Raw genomic sequence first — 14,050 nt, 5'->3', positions numbered from 1 at the left:
CCACCCACTCCTCCCACAGGCGTGATCAATCCGCAACCAATTCCGGTCTTGACCGAGACCCATCAACCGGTTGTGTGATTACGCTCCCGCTCATGGCCGACTCCCGTCCCCCTTCCGTACATCTCTCCGCGACCCCCGCCGACCGCCCCGTCTACGTCATAGGCGCGGGCCCCGGCGGACTGGCCGCCGCGTACGCGCTGCGGGAACGGGGCATACGGGCCGTGGTCCTGGAGAAGGCCGACCAGGTGGGCGCCTCCTGGCGGCGCCACTACGACCGGCTCCACCTGCACACCACCCGCCGGCTGTCCGCCCTGCCGGGCCTGGCGATGCCGCGGAAGTTCGGGCGCTGGGTGTCCCGGGACAACGTGGTGCGCTACCTGGAGAAGTACACCGAGCACCACGAGCTGGAGATCGTGACCGGCGTGGAGGTGTTCCGCATCGAGCGGGCCGCAGACAACACGGCCGGCGAAGGCTGGGTCCTGCACGCCTCGGGCGGGCGGGAGCTGACCGGCAGCGCGGTGGTCGTGGCCACCGGCTTCAACCACACCCCGCGCGTGCCCGGGTGGCCGGGCCTGGACGGCTACGGCGGGGAGTTCCTGCACGCCGGCCGGTACCGGAACGCCGAACCGTACGCGGGCCGGGACGTGCTCGTCGTCGGCGTCGGCAACACCGGTGCCGAGATCGCCGTCGATCTGGTGGAGGGCGGGGCCGCGCGGGTGCGGCTGGCCGTGCGGACCGTTCCGCACATCGTGCGCCGCTCCACCCTCGGCTGGCCCGCGCAGTACTCGGGCGTGCTGGTACGGCGGCTTCCGGTGCGGCTCGTGGACCAGCTGTGCCGGCTCCAGGCCAGGGTCGGCGTTCCGGACCTGTCCGCCCACGGCCTGCCCCGCCCGGACACCGGGCTGTACAGCAGGGTCAGGCAGGGCGCCATCCCGGTCCAGGACGTCGGCCTGATCGACGCCGTACGGAAGGGGAAGCTGGAGATCGTGGCGGCCGTCGAGTCCTTCGAGGACGGGAAGGTGGTCCTCGCCGACGGCACCCGGATCGAGCCGGACGCGGTGATCGCGGCGACCGGGTACGAGCGGGCCCTGGAGGGGCTGGTCGGGCATCTCGGCGTACTGGACGACCGGGGCAGACCGGTGGTGCACGGCGGCCGCACGCCCGCCCAGGCGCCCGGCCTGTACTTCACCGGGTTCACCAACCCGATCAGCGGGATGTTCCGCGAACTGGCGCTGGACGCCGGGAAGATCGCGAAGGCCGCGGCCAAGGGGTTTCGCACCCGGGAGTAACTTTTGCCGCTCCGACCCATTCCTGACGACCAGTCAGTTCAACTAATCTGACAGAGCGTCAGTTAGTTGTGACTGTCTCACAGGAGCGGGCGGAACGATGCTTGGATCAACCCACGGCACCCTCACCACCGACTCCCGCCGGGCCCGGGTTCTCGCCTGCGGTGAGCAGCGGCCCGGACCCGTCGTACACGATCGGATCGACGACCTCGATGTCAGCGGGCGTCCCCTGTACGCGGACGTACCCGACCTGGCCCGGTTCTTCCGGCCCGGGTCGGTCGCCGTGATCGGCGCCTCCGATGCCGAGGGGCGGCCCAACACCGGGATCACCCGCCAGCTGCTGGCCTGGGCCGAGCGGGTCGGGGCGCGGGTGCATCCGGTGCATCCGACCCGGCCGTCCGTCTTCGGTCTCCCCTGCGTCGCGTCCGTCGCCGAGCTGCCCGAACAGGTCGACCTGGCCGTGCTGTTGGTCGCCGACCCGCTTCCCGTGATCGAGGAACTCGCCGAGGCGAAGGTGAAGTTCGCCGTCGCCTTCGCCTCCGGGTTCGCCGAGACCGGCGAGGCCGGGGCCGAGGCCCAGGAGCGGCTCGCGGACGCCGTGCGCCGGTCGGGGCTGCGGATGCTCGGTCCGAACACCAACCTGAACGCCTTCGAGCGGTTCCGGGAGGACCTGACGGGTCCCGCGATCGCGCTCATCACCCAGTCGGGACACCAGGGCCGGCCCGTCTTCGCCCTGCAGGAGCTGGGCATCCGGCTCTCGCACTGGGCGCCCACCGGCAACGAGGCCGACCTGGAGACCGCCGACTTCATCTCCTACTTCGCCGAGCAGCCCGAGGTCGGCGCCATCGCCTGCTATGTGGAGGGCCTCAAGGACGGCCGCGCCTTCCTGCTGGCCGCCGACCGCGCCGCCCGTCGCAGGATGCCGGTGGTCGCGGTGAAGGTGGGCCGCACGGAGGCGGGGGCGCGTACGGCCGCCTCGCACACCGGCAAGCTCACCGGCGCCGACGACGTGGTGGACGCGGCCATGCGGCAGTACGGCGTCGTCCGCGTCGACGGCCTCGACGAACTCCAGGACACGGCCGCCCTGTTGGCCCGGGCGCGGACTCCGCGGGCCGACGGGGTCGTCGTCTACTCCATCTCCGGCGGCACGGGCGCGCATGTCGCCGACCTGGCCGCCGGGATCGGGCTGCGGCTGCCGACGCTGTCCGCGGACCGGCAGGCGGAGCTGCACCAGTGGATCCCGGAGTACCTGAGCGTGGCCAACCCGGTCGACAACGGCGGGCACCCGGTGGGCGACTGGCGCGGCCGGAAGATCATCGACGCGATCCTCGCCGACCCGGAGGTCGGGGTGCTGATCTGCCCGGTGACCGGCCCCTTCCCGCCGCTCAGCGACAAGCTCGTACGGGACCTGGTCGAGTCGGCCGAGGAGACGGACAAGCTGGTGTGCGTGGTGTGGGGGTCGCCGGTGGGCACCGAGCCGGCGTACCGGGAGGTCCTGCTCGGCTCCTCCCGGGTGGCCACCTTCCGGACCGTCGGCAACTGCCTCACCGCGGTCCGCGCCTGGCTCGACCACCACCGCTTCGTGACCGACTACCACTCCCCCTTCGACGAGGCCCCGCGCACCCCCTCGCCCTCCTTCCGCAAGGCGGAGGCTCTGCTGCGCCCCGCCCAGCAGCTCAGCGAGCACGCGGCCAAACAGCTGCTGCGGGCCTACGGCATCCGGGTGCCGCGCGAGCAGCTGGTGACCAGCGCGGCGGCGGCCGTCCGGGCGGCCGGGCAGGTCGGCTACCCGGTGGTGATGAAGGCGTCCGGCGCGCAGATCGCCCACAAGACCGAGCTGGGCCTGGTGAAGATCGGTCTCACCTCGGCCAGCCAGGTCCGGGACGCCTACCGCGAGCTGACCGACATCGCCCGCTACGAGGGTGTCTCGCTGGACGGCGTCCTGGTGTGCCAGATGGTCGAGCAGGGCGTGGAGATGGTCGTCGGGGTGACGCACGACGCGCTGTTCGGGCCGACCGTCACGGTCGGGCTCGGCGGGGTTCTGGTGGAGGTGCTGCGCGACGCCGCCGTACGGGTGCCGCCGTTCGGCGAGGAGCAGGCCCGGGACATGCTCGCCGACCTGCGCGGACGGGCCCTGCTGGACGGCGTGCGGGGCCGGCCGCCGGCCGACCTGGACGCCCTCGTGGAGGTCGTCCTGCGTGTGCAGCGCATGGCCCTCGAACTGGGCGAGCAGATAGCCGAGTTGGACATCAACCCGCTGATGGTGCTGCCCCGCGGGCAGGGCGCGGTGGCGCTGGACGCGCTGGTGGTGTGCCGATGAACGACCTCAGGCACGAGCTCCGGGAGCAGGTCTCGCACATCACCCTCGACCGCCCCGAGGCCCTCAACGCGCTCACACCCGGGATGCGGGACCGCCTGATCGGCCTGCTGGAGGAGGCGTCGGCGGACCCGGACGTCCGGGCTGTCGTCCTCACCGGCACCGGGCGGGGATTCTGCGCGGGAGCGGATCTGCGGGGCGGGGCGGGGGGTGCCGGCGAGCGGATCCCCGGTGATGTGGCCCGTGTCCTGCGCACCGGCGCCCAGCGGCTCGTCTCGGCCGTACTGGACTGCGAGAAGCCGGTGCTGGCCGCCGTGAACGGCACGGCGGCCGGGCTGGGCGCACACCTCGCGTTCGCCTGCGACCTGATCCTGGCATCCGAATCGGCCCGCTTCATCGAGGTGTTCGTACGACGCGGACTCGTACCCGACGGCGGCGGCGCCTATCTCCTGCCCCGCCTGATCGGTCCGCACCGGGCCAAGGAGCTGATGTTCTTCGGGGACGCGGTCTCGGCGGCGGAGGCGGAACGGCTGGGCCTCGTCAACCGGGTGGTCCCGGACGCCGAGCTGGAGAAAACCACCCGGGAGTGGGCCACCCGCCTCGCCACCGGCCCGACCCGCTCCCTCACCCTCACCAAACAGCTGGTGAACGCCTCCCTCGACGGCGACCGGTCCGCCGCCTTCGCCGCCGAGGCGGCCGCGCAGGAGATCAACATGACGACCGAGGACGCCCGGGAGGGGCTGCGGGCGTTCGTGGAACGACGGAGCCCGGAGTTCCGGGGGCGGTGAGGCTCGTCGTAGGACGGGTGGTGCGTACGACGTGTCAGCTAGGCCGTTTCTGATGGCTCTTGGAAGATCACTTTGAGGCACGGTAGGGCCTGCGGTGCGTCGACGCGCTCCGGTCCGCGCCGTGGTGGAGCGACGTGTTCCGCCGGGTGCGGCCGGGTACCACGCCGATACATGCCGGCAGCCTTCGCGTTGCAGGCCCCGGGGGGGAGAACGGATGGGCAGACTCATCATCGGCGTCCTGGGCGGCGTGCTCCTGACCGGCATCGACGTGCTTGCGGTGATACTGCTCTGCCGCTACCCCTCGCCCTGGACCTACATGTTCTTGCTGGCGGTGCTCCCTTGGCCACTTGTTGCCTTCGCCTTCGCCTTCGACAACGACGGCACGGATGGCCCCACCAGCCAGAACATCGGGGATGGGGGTGTCGGCGCCGGAGGCCTCTAGGGCGCTGGTGAGGGCTCTTGTTGCGCGGGTGGATCATTGCCTGTCTTGGGCGGGTGCGCCTTGTGGTGCGGCGACATGAACTGACGGACACGCAGCGGCAGAAGATCGAGCCGTTACTGCCCGCCAACGGCAAGCCCGGTGGGCAGTGGGCCGACCACCGCAAAGTGATCAACGGGGTGCTGTTCCGGGCCCACACAGGCGTGCCCTGGCCGGACCTGCCCGAACGCTACGGCCCCTGGCAGACCGTCTACGAACGCCACCGCCGCTGGTCGGCGGACGGCACCTGGCAGCGGATCCTGGCCAAGTGACAGATCGAGGCCGACGCCGCTGACCCTGGCGGCCAGCTGTCCAAGGCCGTTGAGGAGGAGGCCCGGCAGCACAGGCGCAATGGGCAGTGAACATCGACTCCACCTCCTGCCGGGCTCATCAGCACGCTGCGGGTGCCCGGCACCGGCCGCCGCGCGACTTCCCGCAAAAAGGGAGGTGCGCGTGTGGAAGCCGATGGGCGGGAGGCGCTGGGACGCTCACGAGGCGGGCTGACAAGCAAGATCCACCTGCTGTCCGACGACCGGGCCCGCCCGCTGACCTGGCAGACCTCCCCGGGCCAGCGGGGTGACAGTCCCCTGTTCATCCCCGTGCTGGAAGGTTTGCGGATCCGGCGGCGCGGGCCCGGTCGCCCACGCCGCCGTCCGGACCGCGTGCGCGGTGACAAGGCGTACTCCAGCCGCGACAACCGGGCCTATCTGCGGCAGCGGGGGATCAAGACGACCATTGCCGAGCCCGATGACCAGCAGGCCAACCGCAAGAGGAAGGGCCGGGCCGGCGGGCGTCCCCGGCCTTCGACAAGGCCCAGTACCGCCGCCGCAGTGCCGTCGAGCGGTGCGTCAGCAAGTGGACGCAGTACCGCGCCGTCGCCACGCGGTACGACAAACGCGACTACATCTTCGACGGCACCTTGACCACCACAGCGATCGTCATCTGGCTCCGAGACATCGTCCAAGAGCCATCAGAAACGGCCTAGCGCAGGGCGGGCATGTTGCCGTTCCGCCAGTCGTTCACGCGTTTCCGGATGCTGGAGACCATGGGGAGCGCGTCAACCTCTCCGGGCTCGAACCAGCGGACCTCCATGGACTCCTCGGACACCGCCAGGTGGCCGACCACGGGCCGTGCCAGGAAGCAGATGGAGAACTCCTGGCGTACTTCGCCGTCGTCGTAGGCGAAGACGTGACGGGGATTGGTGTAGGTGCCGACGATGCCGACGATCTCGACGTCGAGGCCGGTCTCCTCGCGGGTTTCGCGAACGGCGCAGTCCGGCAGGGACTCGCCGATGTTCATGGCGCCTCCGGGAAGAGCCCACATGCCGTTGTCGCTTCGACGCTGGAGCAAGATACGCCCGCTGTCGTCAACCACGACGGCGGACGCCGCTGGGACCAGGCTGTTCGCTGCCGGGGCGGTCGGGTCGTCCTCGTAGTCACGCCTGCCCATCGGTCCCCTCCTAGACCGGGGTACCCCGGCTCCACAGTTCCTCCGCGTGATCGCGGAAGCGGTCGAACATGCCACCGTCGCCCTGGCGGTGGAGGTGCAACAAGGGCGAGTCGTGGCCGACCAGCCGCGCGAGGTGAGGCGTCACAAGGGCGTCGCTGTCGAATCGGAAGACGCTCAGACTCACGTGGTTCACCGCGTCCTCGGGGGCCGAGAATCGCGCCTCCAGTCCCTCCAGGGACCCGAGGCGGTCCAGGTGCTCCACGGTGATCCGGATCCGAGTGGAGACAGTCAGGGCTGTGTCCTCGAGAGCTTCTCGTTGCCTCGTCACCTCGCCCTCCGGATTGCCTAGGAGAAACCTGACCCTGGTTCCCGATTCGATCTTGCGGCGCAATGCCTCGGGGAAAGCCGGGACGGACGTGAAGAAAAAGTAGTTCGTGTAACCCGCGAGGAAGATCTCTTGCTTGGCGCCCTCGGTCAATTCGGACCACAGGGAGGACGGCGCTGCCGATCGGTATGGGTAACTGTGAAGGATCTCGCGGTCCGTGCCGGTCTTGATGCGGTCCTTGACTGCCTGTGGCCAGATCATTTCCTCGTCCACTCCCAGCGCGCGGGCTGCGTCTTCGCGGTTCCTGGCGTGCGGCGTTAACGCCTCATTCGAAACCCAACGCTCGACTTGCTTCGGCGAGACCCCCACCCGGTACGCAAGTTGTCGAGCAGAGAACCCTGCCTCAGCCATGGCGGAACGAAGTCTTACGTTCACGTCAACCCCCTCGACAGGGACCTTTGGGCCTTCTCAAGACCCTATCGCCATACGTCCCAACCGTCCCCGCGGATGAAGCGATACGTCCCTGACGGAGGGCCACGATCGGAGAACACAGAAGACCCCCGCAACCGTCGCGAGCGGTCCGGGGCGTGGCCAACGCTGACAAGGAGCGTCGACACGTGAAAGCCACCGCTCCAGCGCAGGACCTGCCCAGTGCACCTGTGAACCCCACGGTGGACAGCGGTATCGGCATGCGGCTGGTGGACATCAAAACGATCCGTGAGACCGCGGCCACGCTGCTGGGCCCTGATGATGGGCCCGAGGCCCTGCCCCCGGGGCCCGAGGAGCTGGACACGCTCACCGTGATGCTGCGCGGTCACCTGGAGCTGCTGATCCCTGAGGTGGAGAAACAGGCCGGGCAACTGCCGAAGAAGAACGCCCGTCGGTACTGCGCCCTGGCCTGTGTGGGCGAGGCACGCAGAAAGTTGCGGCTCGGGAACGGCTGCACGCCGCCCACCCGCGTGGCCGTGGCGAGGAAACTCGCCCGCAGCGTCAACGCCCTGTGCGACCACTACGAGAACCTGCGCGCCGAGCAGCAGTGAGCGGATCGGCGGCCGGCAGATCACCACTGCGAACCGGACCACGTGGGTTGCCGACAAGCATGATCTGCGATGGGAACACCGCGTTGCCTGACCCTCTTCCGGCGCCCGGAGTCCCCCGGTGTGAGGCTCAGGACGCGGCGGCCCGCCCCAGCTTCCACAGGGTGCCCCCGTCCGGGTCGCCGAAGAGGACGAACAGTTCGGGGCTGTTCTCGCTGCCGCTGATCGACCAGTGGGTGTCCTCGCCGCAGTCGCCGTCGAGCTTGAGCAGCACTCCGTCCCGGTCGGTGTCGCCCGAGTCGTCGTCGGGCTCCCAGGTGCCGGACCCCTGGCACACGACGTAGTCCCGGAACTGGTCGTCGTCGAACGGGGGCTGTGTGGGCAGCTTGACGGCGTCGGCGCTGCCGTCGGGGCGCAGCCGCAGCTCGGCCCCGTTGTCGCCCCGCCAGAGCCCGGCCAGCTGGGCGGGGGTCAGCTTCGGCGGCTCGTACTCCTGAATGAGGCCGGTCTCGGTGGCGAGCACCCCGCCGCCGAATGCCAGCACGAAGAGGACGACCGAACCGAGCGCCGCCCTCCACCACACACCCCACTGGCGCCAGCCCCGCCTGCGCACGAGGCCGACCCAGAGGGTGGGCAGGAGCCCGAGGGCGGCCAGACTGGCGACCGTGGTGCCGAGCGGCCACCCGAAGAGCACGCCGGCCGGTACGCCCCAGATGAGGGCGGGGATGATTGGGGCCACCGCATGCCAGACCCACCCCGGGCCGGGGACGCGTCGGCCCGCGAGCCGGGCGAGCACCACCGAGGGCAGGGTCAGCACGAACGCCGACAGCATGCCGAGGATCGGCAGCAGCACCGGCGCGAAGAGCAGGAAGCACAGCGCGCCGAGGGCCCCGCCCAGCCCGGCCCCGTAGCTGTCCTGCGTGGTGGTCTCGTAGATCCACCACAACAGTCCGGCCGCCGGCAGCTGGGCGCCCCCGAGGGCCGCCGCCGCGCTCAGATCATCGGATGCCCAGGTCAGCCCGGTACTCGGCTGCGTTCCACGCGTCTTTTCCCACCCCATGGGCGCAGCGTACGGGCGCGCTTTCGGCCACTCGCCAACCCCCTTCCCATCTGACATACCGTCAGCTTCAATGGAAGGGTGATGGGACATGCAGGGGCGGCGGCCGCCGCCGTCCGGTACCTCAGGTCGGCTCCGACACCGGGGCCCGTGGAGGCGCTGCCGCGCCCGGAGTTGCGGTGCGTCCGGGAGGACGAGCGGGCGCCGGTGGACCAGGCGCTGTTCCGCAGCGTCCTGGGGAACTTCGCGACCGGGGTGACCGTGATCACCGCCCCGGCCGCCGAGGGCGAGGACTCCCCGGCCGGCTTCGCCTGCCAGTCCTTCTCCTCCCTCTCCCTCGACCCGCCCCTGGTCTGCTTCATGGTCGGCCGTACGTCCACGACCTGGCCGCGCATCGCCCGCGCGGGCGCCTTCTGTGTCAACGTCCTCGGCGCCGGCCAGGACGAACTGTGCCGCGCCTTCGCGGTGAGCGGCGCGGACAAGTTCGCAGGGGTGGCGTACGACACCGCGCCCGCCTCCGGCGCCCCGCGCCTCGCCGGTGCCGCCGCCTGGATCGACTGCACGGTCCACGCCGTGCACACCGGGGGCGACCACCTCATCGTGGTGGGCCGGGTGGGCGCCCTGGGAACCGCCGAACCGGGCGATCCGTTGATCTTCCATCGGGGGCGGTTCGTCCGGCTCGACGCGGACTGAGCAGCGGCGGGTGGCAGCGGACAGCGATCCGACACACGGGGCACGGCACGGTCAGACCGACGCGTGGCGGTTTGCTTAGAGCGTCCGCCAGTAGGTGGTGGGCTGGGGCTATCGGATGCGGGGGCTGGCCGGGCGGGTGTCCCAGCGGTGGGTGTACCAGGCCTGCCGGATGAGGCTACGCATGGTGATGATTGCTGTGGCGAGGGCGAGGTAGAACTCGGTGCAGATCCGGCGGCGTTCGGGCCCGCCGATGAACTGTCAGACCCACCGTTGACCGCACGGACCGAGAGGTTCGGGGGTCAAAGGACGTGCTGCCAGTGCGTAGGGATGGGTTCGGGCTGGAAGGGCTTGCCGTTGACACGGTCGTTGTAGAACCAGCGGTGGAACTGGTCGGGGCTGGTGATGCGGTTCTGGTAGCCGCGGCCGTGCTTCAGGTCGTCCTGGGTGCGCTGGTGGCTCTTGCGTCGTTGGTGGCGCTTCAGGCAGATGTTGTAGTCCATGCGGTGCAGGTGGATGAGGTAGAGGTTCGGGTCGTGATTGGTGCCGTAGTCGGCTCGTTCGTGGAAGCCGCCGCGCCAGAGCATCGGCACCCGGGCGAGCAGTGGTTTGGAGTAATCCGGGTTGGCGAACCAGGTCGACCGCTGTCTCAGGATCTTCTCGGCTGGGTCGAAGGCCGGTTCACTGTCGTTGAGGTGCAGGACCTCGTATCCGATGCAGTTGACGTACTGTTCCTCGAACTGGTCGATGTATTGGCCGAGGTCACAGAAGCGGGGGTCGGGGGCGACGATCTCGTCGACGTCGGTGTACAGGACCACGTCGTAGCGGTCGATGAGGTCGTGCTGGTGTCGTTGGACGATGTCACGCTGCCATTGAGTACTGAACACGTCTTGGTAGACCGGCATGCGGACGAACCGGTCGTCGGCCGGGAGGTCCTGTGGGGGCTGGTGGTGGAGGACGTAGATGTCCTGCGGCTGGAAGAAGCGGGAGTAGTAGCCCAGCCAGATGGGGAAGAACTCAGGTTCGTCGCGGATGAGCGTGAGGACGGCGCGGGTGCTGTGGCGGCGTGTGGTCGGCCGGAGCATCCACCGTTGCTGCGGCCCGTTCCAGAAGTCGTACTGGGCTACGGTCGCTCCGTCGTCGTTGCGGGCGTCCCAGAGGTCCAGGTATTTCCCGCTGGCCAGGTTCTGCAGGGCGTACTGGCCGGCGCGGAGGGGAGCAAGCCGCCAGTGCTGGTGACTGGTGGCCCGCTCCGGTTCGAGCACGACCTCCGCTCCGTTGTCTTCGCCCGAGGCTGTCAGGAGCAGGCCGCTCGCGGCGTTCTCGATGAGGAAGGCATGACGCACCTGGGGCGTGGTGTGCAGCCGCCACTGCTGCTCGCGCTGGTGGTCCCCCGAGGCCCATGACTGGCAGACTCGGAGACCGATGGCAGTCAGTGCTCTGCCGCTGCTGCCGTTGACCAGTCTGAGGTGTGTGCCATGCACGGCCGTCTCCTCCTGGGCATGGCTCTGTTCAGACGCGCTGCATGTACCAGTGCTGGTGGTGCTCCTGCTGGTACGTTGGCCAGTCTCCCCAGTAGCCCTGCTGGGCGGCTCGTGCGCCGGGCGCTGTGCTCTGGTGCCGGATCTCCAGGGCCTTGCCGCTCTGCCGGTTCCTGATCTGGAACACCGTGCCGTTGCCGTTGTTGGAGGTGCCTGCCGGGACCAGCATCCATTCCTTGTGCTGGCCGGTCGGGCTACTGCGTGTCAGGATTTCGGCGCCGTTGTCGTTCGAGGCATTCGCCACCTCGAGGTAGCGGTCCCGGGCGCTGTCCGTGTTCTTGATCCGGTACCCGCCTCCCGGAACCGGGATGAGTTGCCAGTGTTCTGCTGCGGCACCGGTGTAGTGGTTCTGGGCGGTGTTGGCTCCGTCGCCGGTCCAGCCAGGGTTTTCGAGCTGCAGGTAGAGGTTGCTGCGCGTGTTCCAGATCTTGTAGGTTCCGCTCATATTCGGCACTCTGATCTTTACCGCAATCTCCCCTGTGGTCGCTCCGTCGACTTTCACCGCGATCTTTCCATTGATGGTGACCGCCGCCGTTTCCGCTACGGGCGCCGAAGTCGTTGAATGCTTTGCGTGGGGGAACTCCAGCTTGAATGTGAGGGTGTGGGCGTGGCCGCTGGTGAGCGGCCCCTGCCCTGCGGACGGAGTGACTCGTACGAATGGTGCGATCTTCTTGTCCGGCTCCAGCTTGACGTTGTCGATGCTGGTGATCTCGGCCGTGCCGAGCTCGATGATCTTCGCGACAATCTGGTCGGCATTGATGTGATCGGCGAACGTCCCTCCGGTGGCAGCCGCGATCCTTGTGGCCTGCCCGGCATGGCCGCCGACAGTGCCGCATTTCTCCGGATAGAATGTGCCGGATGTTGGTACCGGGTCGGCGTCCAGCCCTGTCGTTCCGGTAGTGGTACTGATGGCCAGTACGAAGATGCCATGTCCCTTCAGCTTCTGCGTGACCGAGTTCTCGGTCACGCCATAGGACAGACCGGAAACGGCTGTGCAGATGGGATCGTGGCCCGGAGCATCCCCGAACCAGATGATGATGCGCTTGGCATCAGCGCGCCAACCGACCGACTGACCCGGAGCCTGGGCAATCTGGTCCAGGGCGTAGAACTGGCCCTCCGGGGTGTCACCGCCTCCTGCAGTGCTCCAGCTGGTGATGGCCGTCTTGACCGCGTTGGTGTCGCCGGTCATCGACAACTGGTGGGCGAAGCAGTAGCCCTCGTCCGGCACGAAGTCCCGATAGTTCCCGACACCATATTTGATATCGGCTCCTACCGTAGCCGCTTCCTGCGCAAGCTTCCTCAGGATGTCATCTGCCCCTGCTTTCACCGCGTTGATGACAGGCGTCATGCTGCCGGTGCTGTCGGCGAGGAAGTAGACGTCGATCTTCGGAATGGCCCCTGTGCTGGGGATCATTACCTGAATGTCCTGACTGTGGACGTCCGCTGGGTCAAGACTGATGACAAGGTCGAGGCTCGACGGAGACTGGGTGGAGGGCATGGTCGGCTTCTCCTTAACTCGCTTTACCAGGCGCTTTGACGCTAGTCCCACCCATCAGTCACAGCGAGCGGAGAAGGAGCAAAAGGGTGACGCCCACCCGGGTGCACTCCACCACCGTAGGCCATCAGGCGGAACCCACTTCGGAACTGCGTCGGCTTGTGCTGCACCAAGAGGACGGCCCTGTACGTTGGCCGAAATGATCTTCACTCTCAGAGGGAGCCGTGCCCTGCACGGGACATGAGGAGCATCGACGATGTCAATGCTGGCAACCTCCGGTATCGGGGCCGCCCTGCTGACCGTTTCCGCTCTCGCACTGGCCAAACGTTCCAAGAAAAACACGAGTACGGAGACCTGGGAAGCCCCACACAGTGTGTCGCTGGTGATTCCGGCACACAACGAAGAGGCGTCGCTGTCCGCGACCATCCGGTCCTGCAAGGAACAGACGTTTCCGATTGACCAGATCATCGTGGTTGCGGACAACTGCTCGGACCGCACTGCGGAGATCGCCCGTCGCATAGGCGTCGTCGTCATCGAGGGACAGGGCGGGTCGAAGGCATCGGCCCAGAATCTCGCGCTGCCCCGCATCACGAGCGACGCCGTCGTCGCCCTCGACGCAGACGCAACCCTGAGTGCTGACGCGGTGGAGCTGATGATGGCCACCCTACGCAAAGGCTCCGTCGGAACCTGCACAGCGGCACGCCCGAAGGACACCAGCACCATCTACAGCCAGTACCGCACGTTCTACCACGCGATCGCCAACGGCTGGGTCCGCCCCCTGCAAGACTCCCTCGGCCGGCAGATGGTCCTCAGCGGCATGGCCAACTGTCACCGCATGGACGTCCTGCGCTCAGTGGGCGGCTTCCCCAACGACAACATCACCGAAGACTTCAACCTCACCTGGACACTCCACCGGCGTGCCCACCCCGTCGCGTTCACCGCAGACGCCTTCGTCTACACCCAGGAACCCACTTCGCTTCCAGAGCTTCTGTCTCAAATGCACCGCTGGACCGCCGGTTTCGCCCAGACAATGGGCAGGCATCGCGCCCCGCTGATCGACGGCCCGTCACTCATTGTCGTAGGTTCGCAGATCCTCGACGGCGTCATCGGCGGCATCGCCCTGCTCAGCCTGCCGCACTACCTCGCCCGCCACGGCATGGCACGCGGACTGCGGACCTGGTGGAGCCCGCTCTGGGCGGTGATCACCATGGCCTCGGTCGGTGTGGCCGTCCGGCAACTCGGATGGCGGACGACGGCCAAGTGCCTGCCTGGTTGGGTGATCATGCAATCCCTCACCGGGCCGTTGATCGCATGGTGGCTGTTTCGTGAGTGGGTGCTCGGCCGCCACCTGACCACATGGACCGGTCGGCACGGGTGTCGGCCGGCCCTCACACCCATGCCGCGCTCCCGCAAGGTGGCACTCGTCCTGGCAGGAGCCGCCGCAGCCGCGCTCAGCTCTCCTGCGCTTCAGCGGCGGGCACGAGCGGTTCAGTCGTAAGAGGGTCCGCCGCAGGTCATGGACGCGACAGAGTGGCGGCACGACGGGCGTCTCCTGGTGATCATGGAGTTGTATACGCTCTGTGATCC

General features: G+C 68.6%; 12 protein-coding genes and 2 pseudogenes. 8 read left to right on the top strand and 6 right to left on the bottom strand.

The annotated features are described in order from the left end of the window. Nucleotides 1-92 precede the first annotated feature (92 nt). From ACZ5DS_RS24115 to ACZ5DS_RS24095, 5 genes and pseudogenes are all read left to right on the top strand, one after another. Nucleotides 93-1,289, top strand: a complete 1,197-nt coding sequence (locus ACZ5DS_RS24115) for a flavin-containing monooxygenase (protein WP_468241978.1) — start codon at nucleotides 93-95, stop codon at nucleotides 1,287-1,289. 97 nt (nucleotides 1,290-1,386) lie between these two features. Continuing rightward, nucleotides 1,387-3,606, top strand: coding sequence for an acetate--CoA ligase family protein (locus tag ACZ5DS_RS24110; RefSeq protein ID WP_468241976.1), 2,220 nt, complete (start codon nucleotides 1,387-1,389; stop codon nucleotides 3,604-3,606). After that, entirely contained in the window at nucleotides 3,603-4,391 is a 789-nt protein-coding gene (locus tag ACZ5DS_RS24105) for an enoyl-CoA hydratase/isomerase family protein (RefSeq protein WP_468241974.1), read from the top strand. The genes ACZ5DS_RS24110 and ACZ5DS_RS24105 overlap by 4 nt, the downstream gene beginning before the upstream one ends. 214 nt (nucleotides 4,392-4,605) lie before the next feature. After that, entirely contained in the window at nucleotides 4,606-4,833 is a 228-nt protein-coding gene (locus ACZ5DS_RS24100; RefSeq protein ID WP_468241971.1) for a hypothetical protein, read from the top strand. A 62-nt stretch (nucleotides 4,834-4,895) separates the two neighbouring features. Further along, nucleotides 4,896-5,854 (top strand): annotated as a pseudogene (locus ACZ5DS_RS24095) (IS5 family transposase). Here ACZ5DS_RS24095 and ACZ5DS_RS24090 read toward each other — a convergent pair. Together ACZ5DS_RS24090 and ACZ5DS_RS24085 are read right to left on the bottom strand one after the other, a co-directional pair. After that, complete coding sequence (locus tag ACZ5DS_RS24090) at nucleotides 5,851-6,318, bottom strand: NUDIX domain-containing protein (protein WP_468241970.1); 468 nt, start codon at nucleotides 6,316-6,318, stop codon at nucleotides 5,851-5,853. The pseudogene ACZ5DS_RS24095 and the gene ACZ5DS_RS24090 overlap by 4 nt on opposite strands. Nucleotides 6,319-6,328: 10 nt before the next feature. After that, nucleotides 6,329-7,054, bottom strand: a complete 726-nt coding sequence (locus ACZ5DS_RS24085; RefSeq protein ID WP_468241968.1) for an XRE family transcriptional regulator — start codon at nucleotides 7,052-7,054, stop codon at nucleotides 6,329-6,331. A 206-nt stretch (nucleotides 7,055-7,260) separates the two neighbouring features. Between ACZ5DS_RS24085 and ACZ5DS_RS24080 the strand changes: the two genes are divergently transcribed. Beyond that, nucleotides 7,261-7,683: a DUF6415 family natural product biosynthesis protein gene (locus ACZ5DS_RS24080; RefSeq protein WP_468241965.1), complete on the top strand. Its 423-nt coding sequence runs from the start codon at nucleotides 7,261-7,263 to the stop codon at nucleotides 7,681-7,683. Between the two features lie 127 nt (nucleotides 7,684-7,810). On the opposite strand, the gene ACZ5DS_RS24075 is transcribed toward ACZ5DS_RS24080, so the two are convergent. Further along, on the bottom strand, nucleotides 7,811-8,740 hold the full coding sequence (locus ACZ5DS_RS24075; RefSeq protein ID WP_468241963.1) for a YybS family protein: 930 nt from the start codon (nucleotides 8,738-8,740) through the stop codon (nucleotides 7,811-7,813). An 81-nt stretch (nucleotides 8,741-8,821) separates the two neighbouring features. On the opposite strand from ACZ5DS_RS24075, the gene ACZ5DS_RS24070 reads away from it, so the two are divergent. Further along, complete coding sequence (locus ACZ5DS_RS24070; RefSeq protein ID WP_468241961.1) at nucleotides 8,822-9,430, top strand: flavin reductase family protein; 609 nt, start codon at nucleotides 8,822-8,824, stop codon at nucleotides 9,428-9,430. Between the two features lie 108 nt (nucleotides 9,431-9,538). Here the strand turns inward: ACZ5DS_RS24070 and ACZ5DS_RS24065 are convergent. The 3 genes and pseudogenes from ACZ5DS_RS24065 to ACZ5DS_RS24055 all read right to left on the bottom strand — a co-directional run. Then, nucleotides 9,539-9,670 (bottom strand): annotated as a pseudogene (locus ACZ5DS_RS24065) (IS5/IS1182 family transposase); the annotation flags it as partial. 59 nt (nucleotides 9,671-9,729) lie between these two features. Further along, nucleotides 9,730-10,911 (bottom strand): RICIN domain-containing protein, encoded by a 1,182-nt coding sequence (locus tag ACZ5DS_RS24060; protein WP_468241958.1) that lies wholly within the window; start codon nucleotides 10,909-10,911, stop codon nucleotides 9,730-9,732. A gap of 28 nt (nucleotides 10,912-10,939) precedes the next feature. Further along, complete coding sequence (locus tag ACZ5DS_RS24055; protein ID WP_468241956.1) at nucleotides 10,940-12,466, bottom strand: RICIN domain-containing protein; 1,527 nt, start codon at nucleotides 12,464-12,466, stop codon at nucleotides 10,940-10,942. Between the two features lie 253 nt (nucleotides 12,467-12,719). On the opposite strand from ACZ5DS_RS24055, the gene ACZ5DS_RS24050 reads away from it, so the two are divergent. Beyond that, nucleotides 12,720-13,961, top strand: coding sequence for a glycosyltransferase family 2 protein (locus tag ACZ5DS_RS24050; RefSeq protein WP_468241954.1), 1,242 nt, complete (start codon nucleotides 12,720-12,722; stop codon nucleotides 13,959-13,961). Nucleotides 13,962-14,050 lie beyond the last annotated feature (89 nt).

It is taken from the genome of Streptomyces sp. NPDC031100 (genome assembly GCF_055570785.1).
This window is presented reverse-complemented; position numbering and strand designations above follow the sequence as displayed.

What these genes read in the sequence shown, in the direction of transcription:
- ACZ5DS_RS24110 (WP_468241976.1), top strand. Translation starts at nt 1,387, where the DNA reads ATGCTTGGATCAACCCACGGCACCCTCACCACCGACTCCCGCCGGGCC.
- ACZ5DS_RS24085 (WP_468241968.1), bottom strand. Translation starts at nt 7,054, where the DNA reads ATGGCTGAGGCAGGGTTCTCTGCTCGACAACTTGCGTACCGGGTGGGG.
- ACZ5DS_RS24105 (WP_468241974.1), top strand. Translation starts at nt 3,603, where the DNA reads ATGAACGACCTCAGGCACGAGCTCCGGGAGCAGGTCTCGCACATCACC.
- ACZ5DS_RS24055 (WP_468241956.1), bottom strand. Translation starts at nt 12,466, where the DNA reads ATGCCCTCCACCCAGTCTCCGTCGAGCCTCGACCTTGTCATCAGTCTT.
- ACZ5DS_RS24115 (WP_468241978.1), top strand. Translation starts at nt 93, where the DNA reads ATGGCCGACTCCCGTCCCCCTTCCGTACATCTCTCCGCGACCCCCGCC.
- ACZ5DS_RS24070 (WP_468241961.1), top strand. Translation starts at nt 8,822, where the DNA reads ATGGGACATGCAGGGGCGGCGGCCGCCGCCGTCCGGTACCTCAGGTCG.
- ACZ5DS_RS24100 (WP_468241971.1), top strand. Translation starts at nt 4,606, where the DNA reads ATGGGCAGACTCATCATCGGCGTCCTGGGCGGCGTGCTCCTGACCGGC.
- ACZ5DS_RS24090 (WP_468241970.1), bottom strand. Translation starts at nt 6,318, where the DNA reads ATGGGCAGGCGTGACTACGAGGACGACCCGACCGCCCCGGCAGCGAAC.
- ACZ5DS_RS24050 (WP_468241954.1), top strand. Translation starts at nt 12,720, where the DNA reads ATGTCAATGCTGGCAACCTCCGGTATCGGGGCCGCCCTGCTGACCGTT.
- ACZ5DS_RS24075 (WP_468241963.1), bottom strand. Translation starts at nt 8,740, where the DNA reads ATGGGGTGGGAAAAGACGCGTGGAACGCAGCCGAGTACCGGGCTGACC.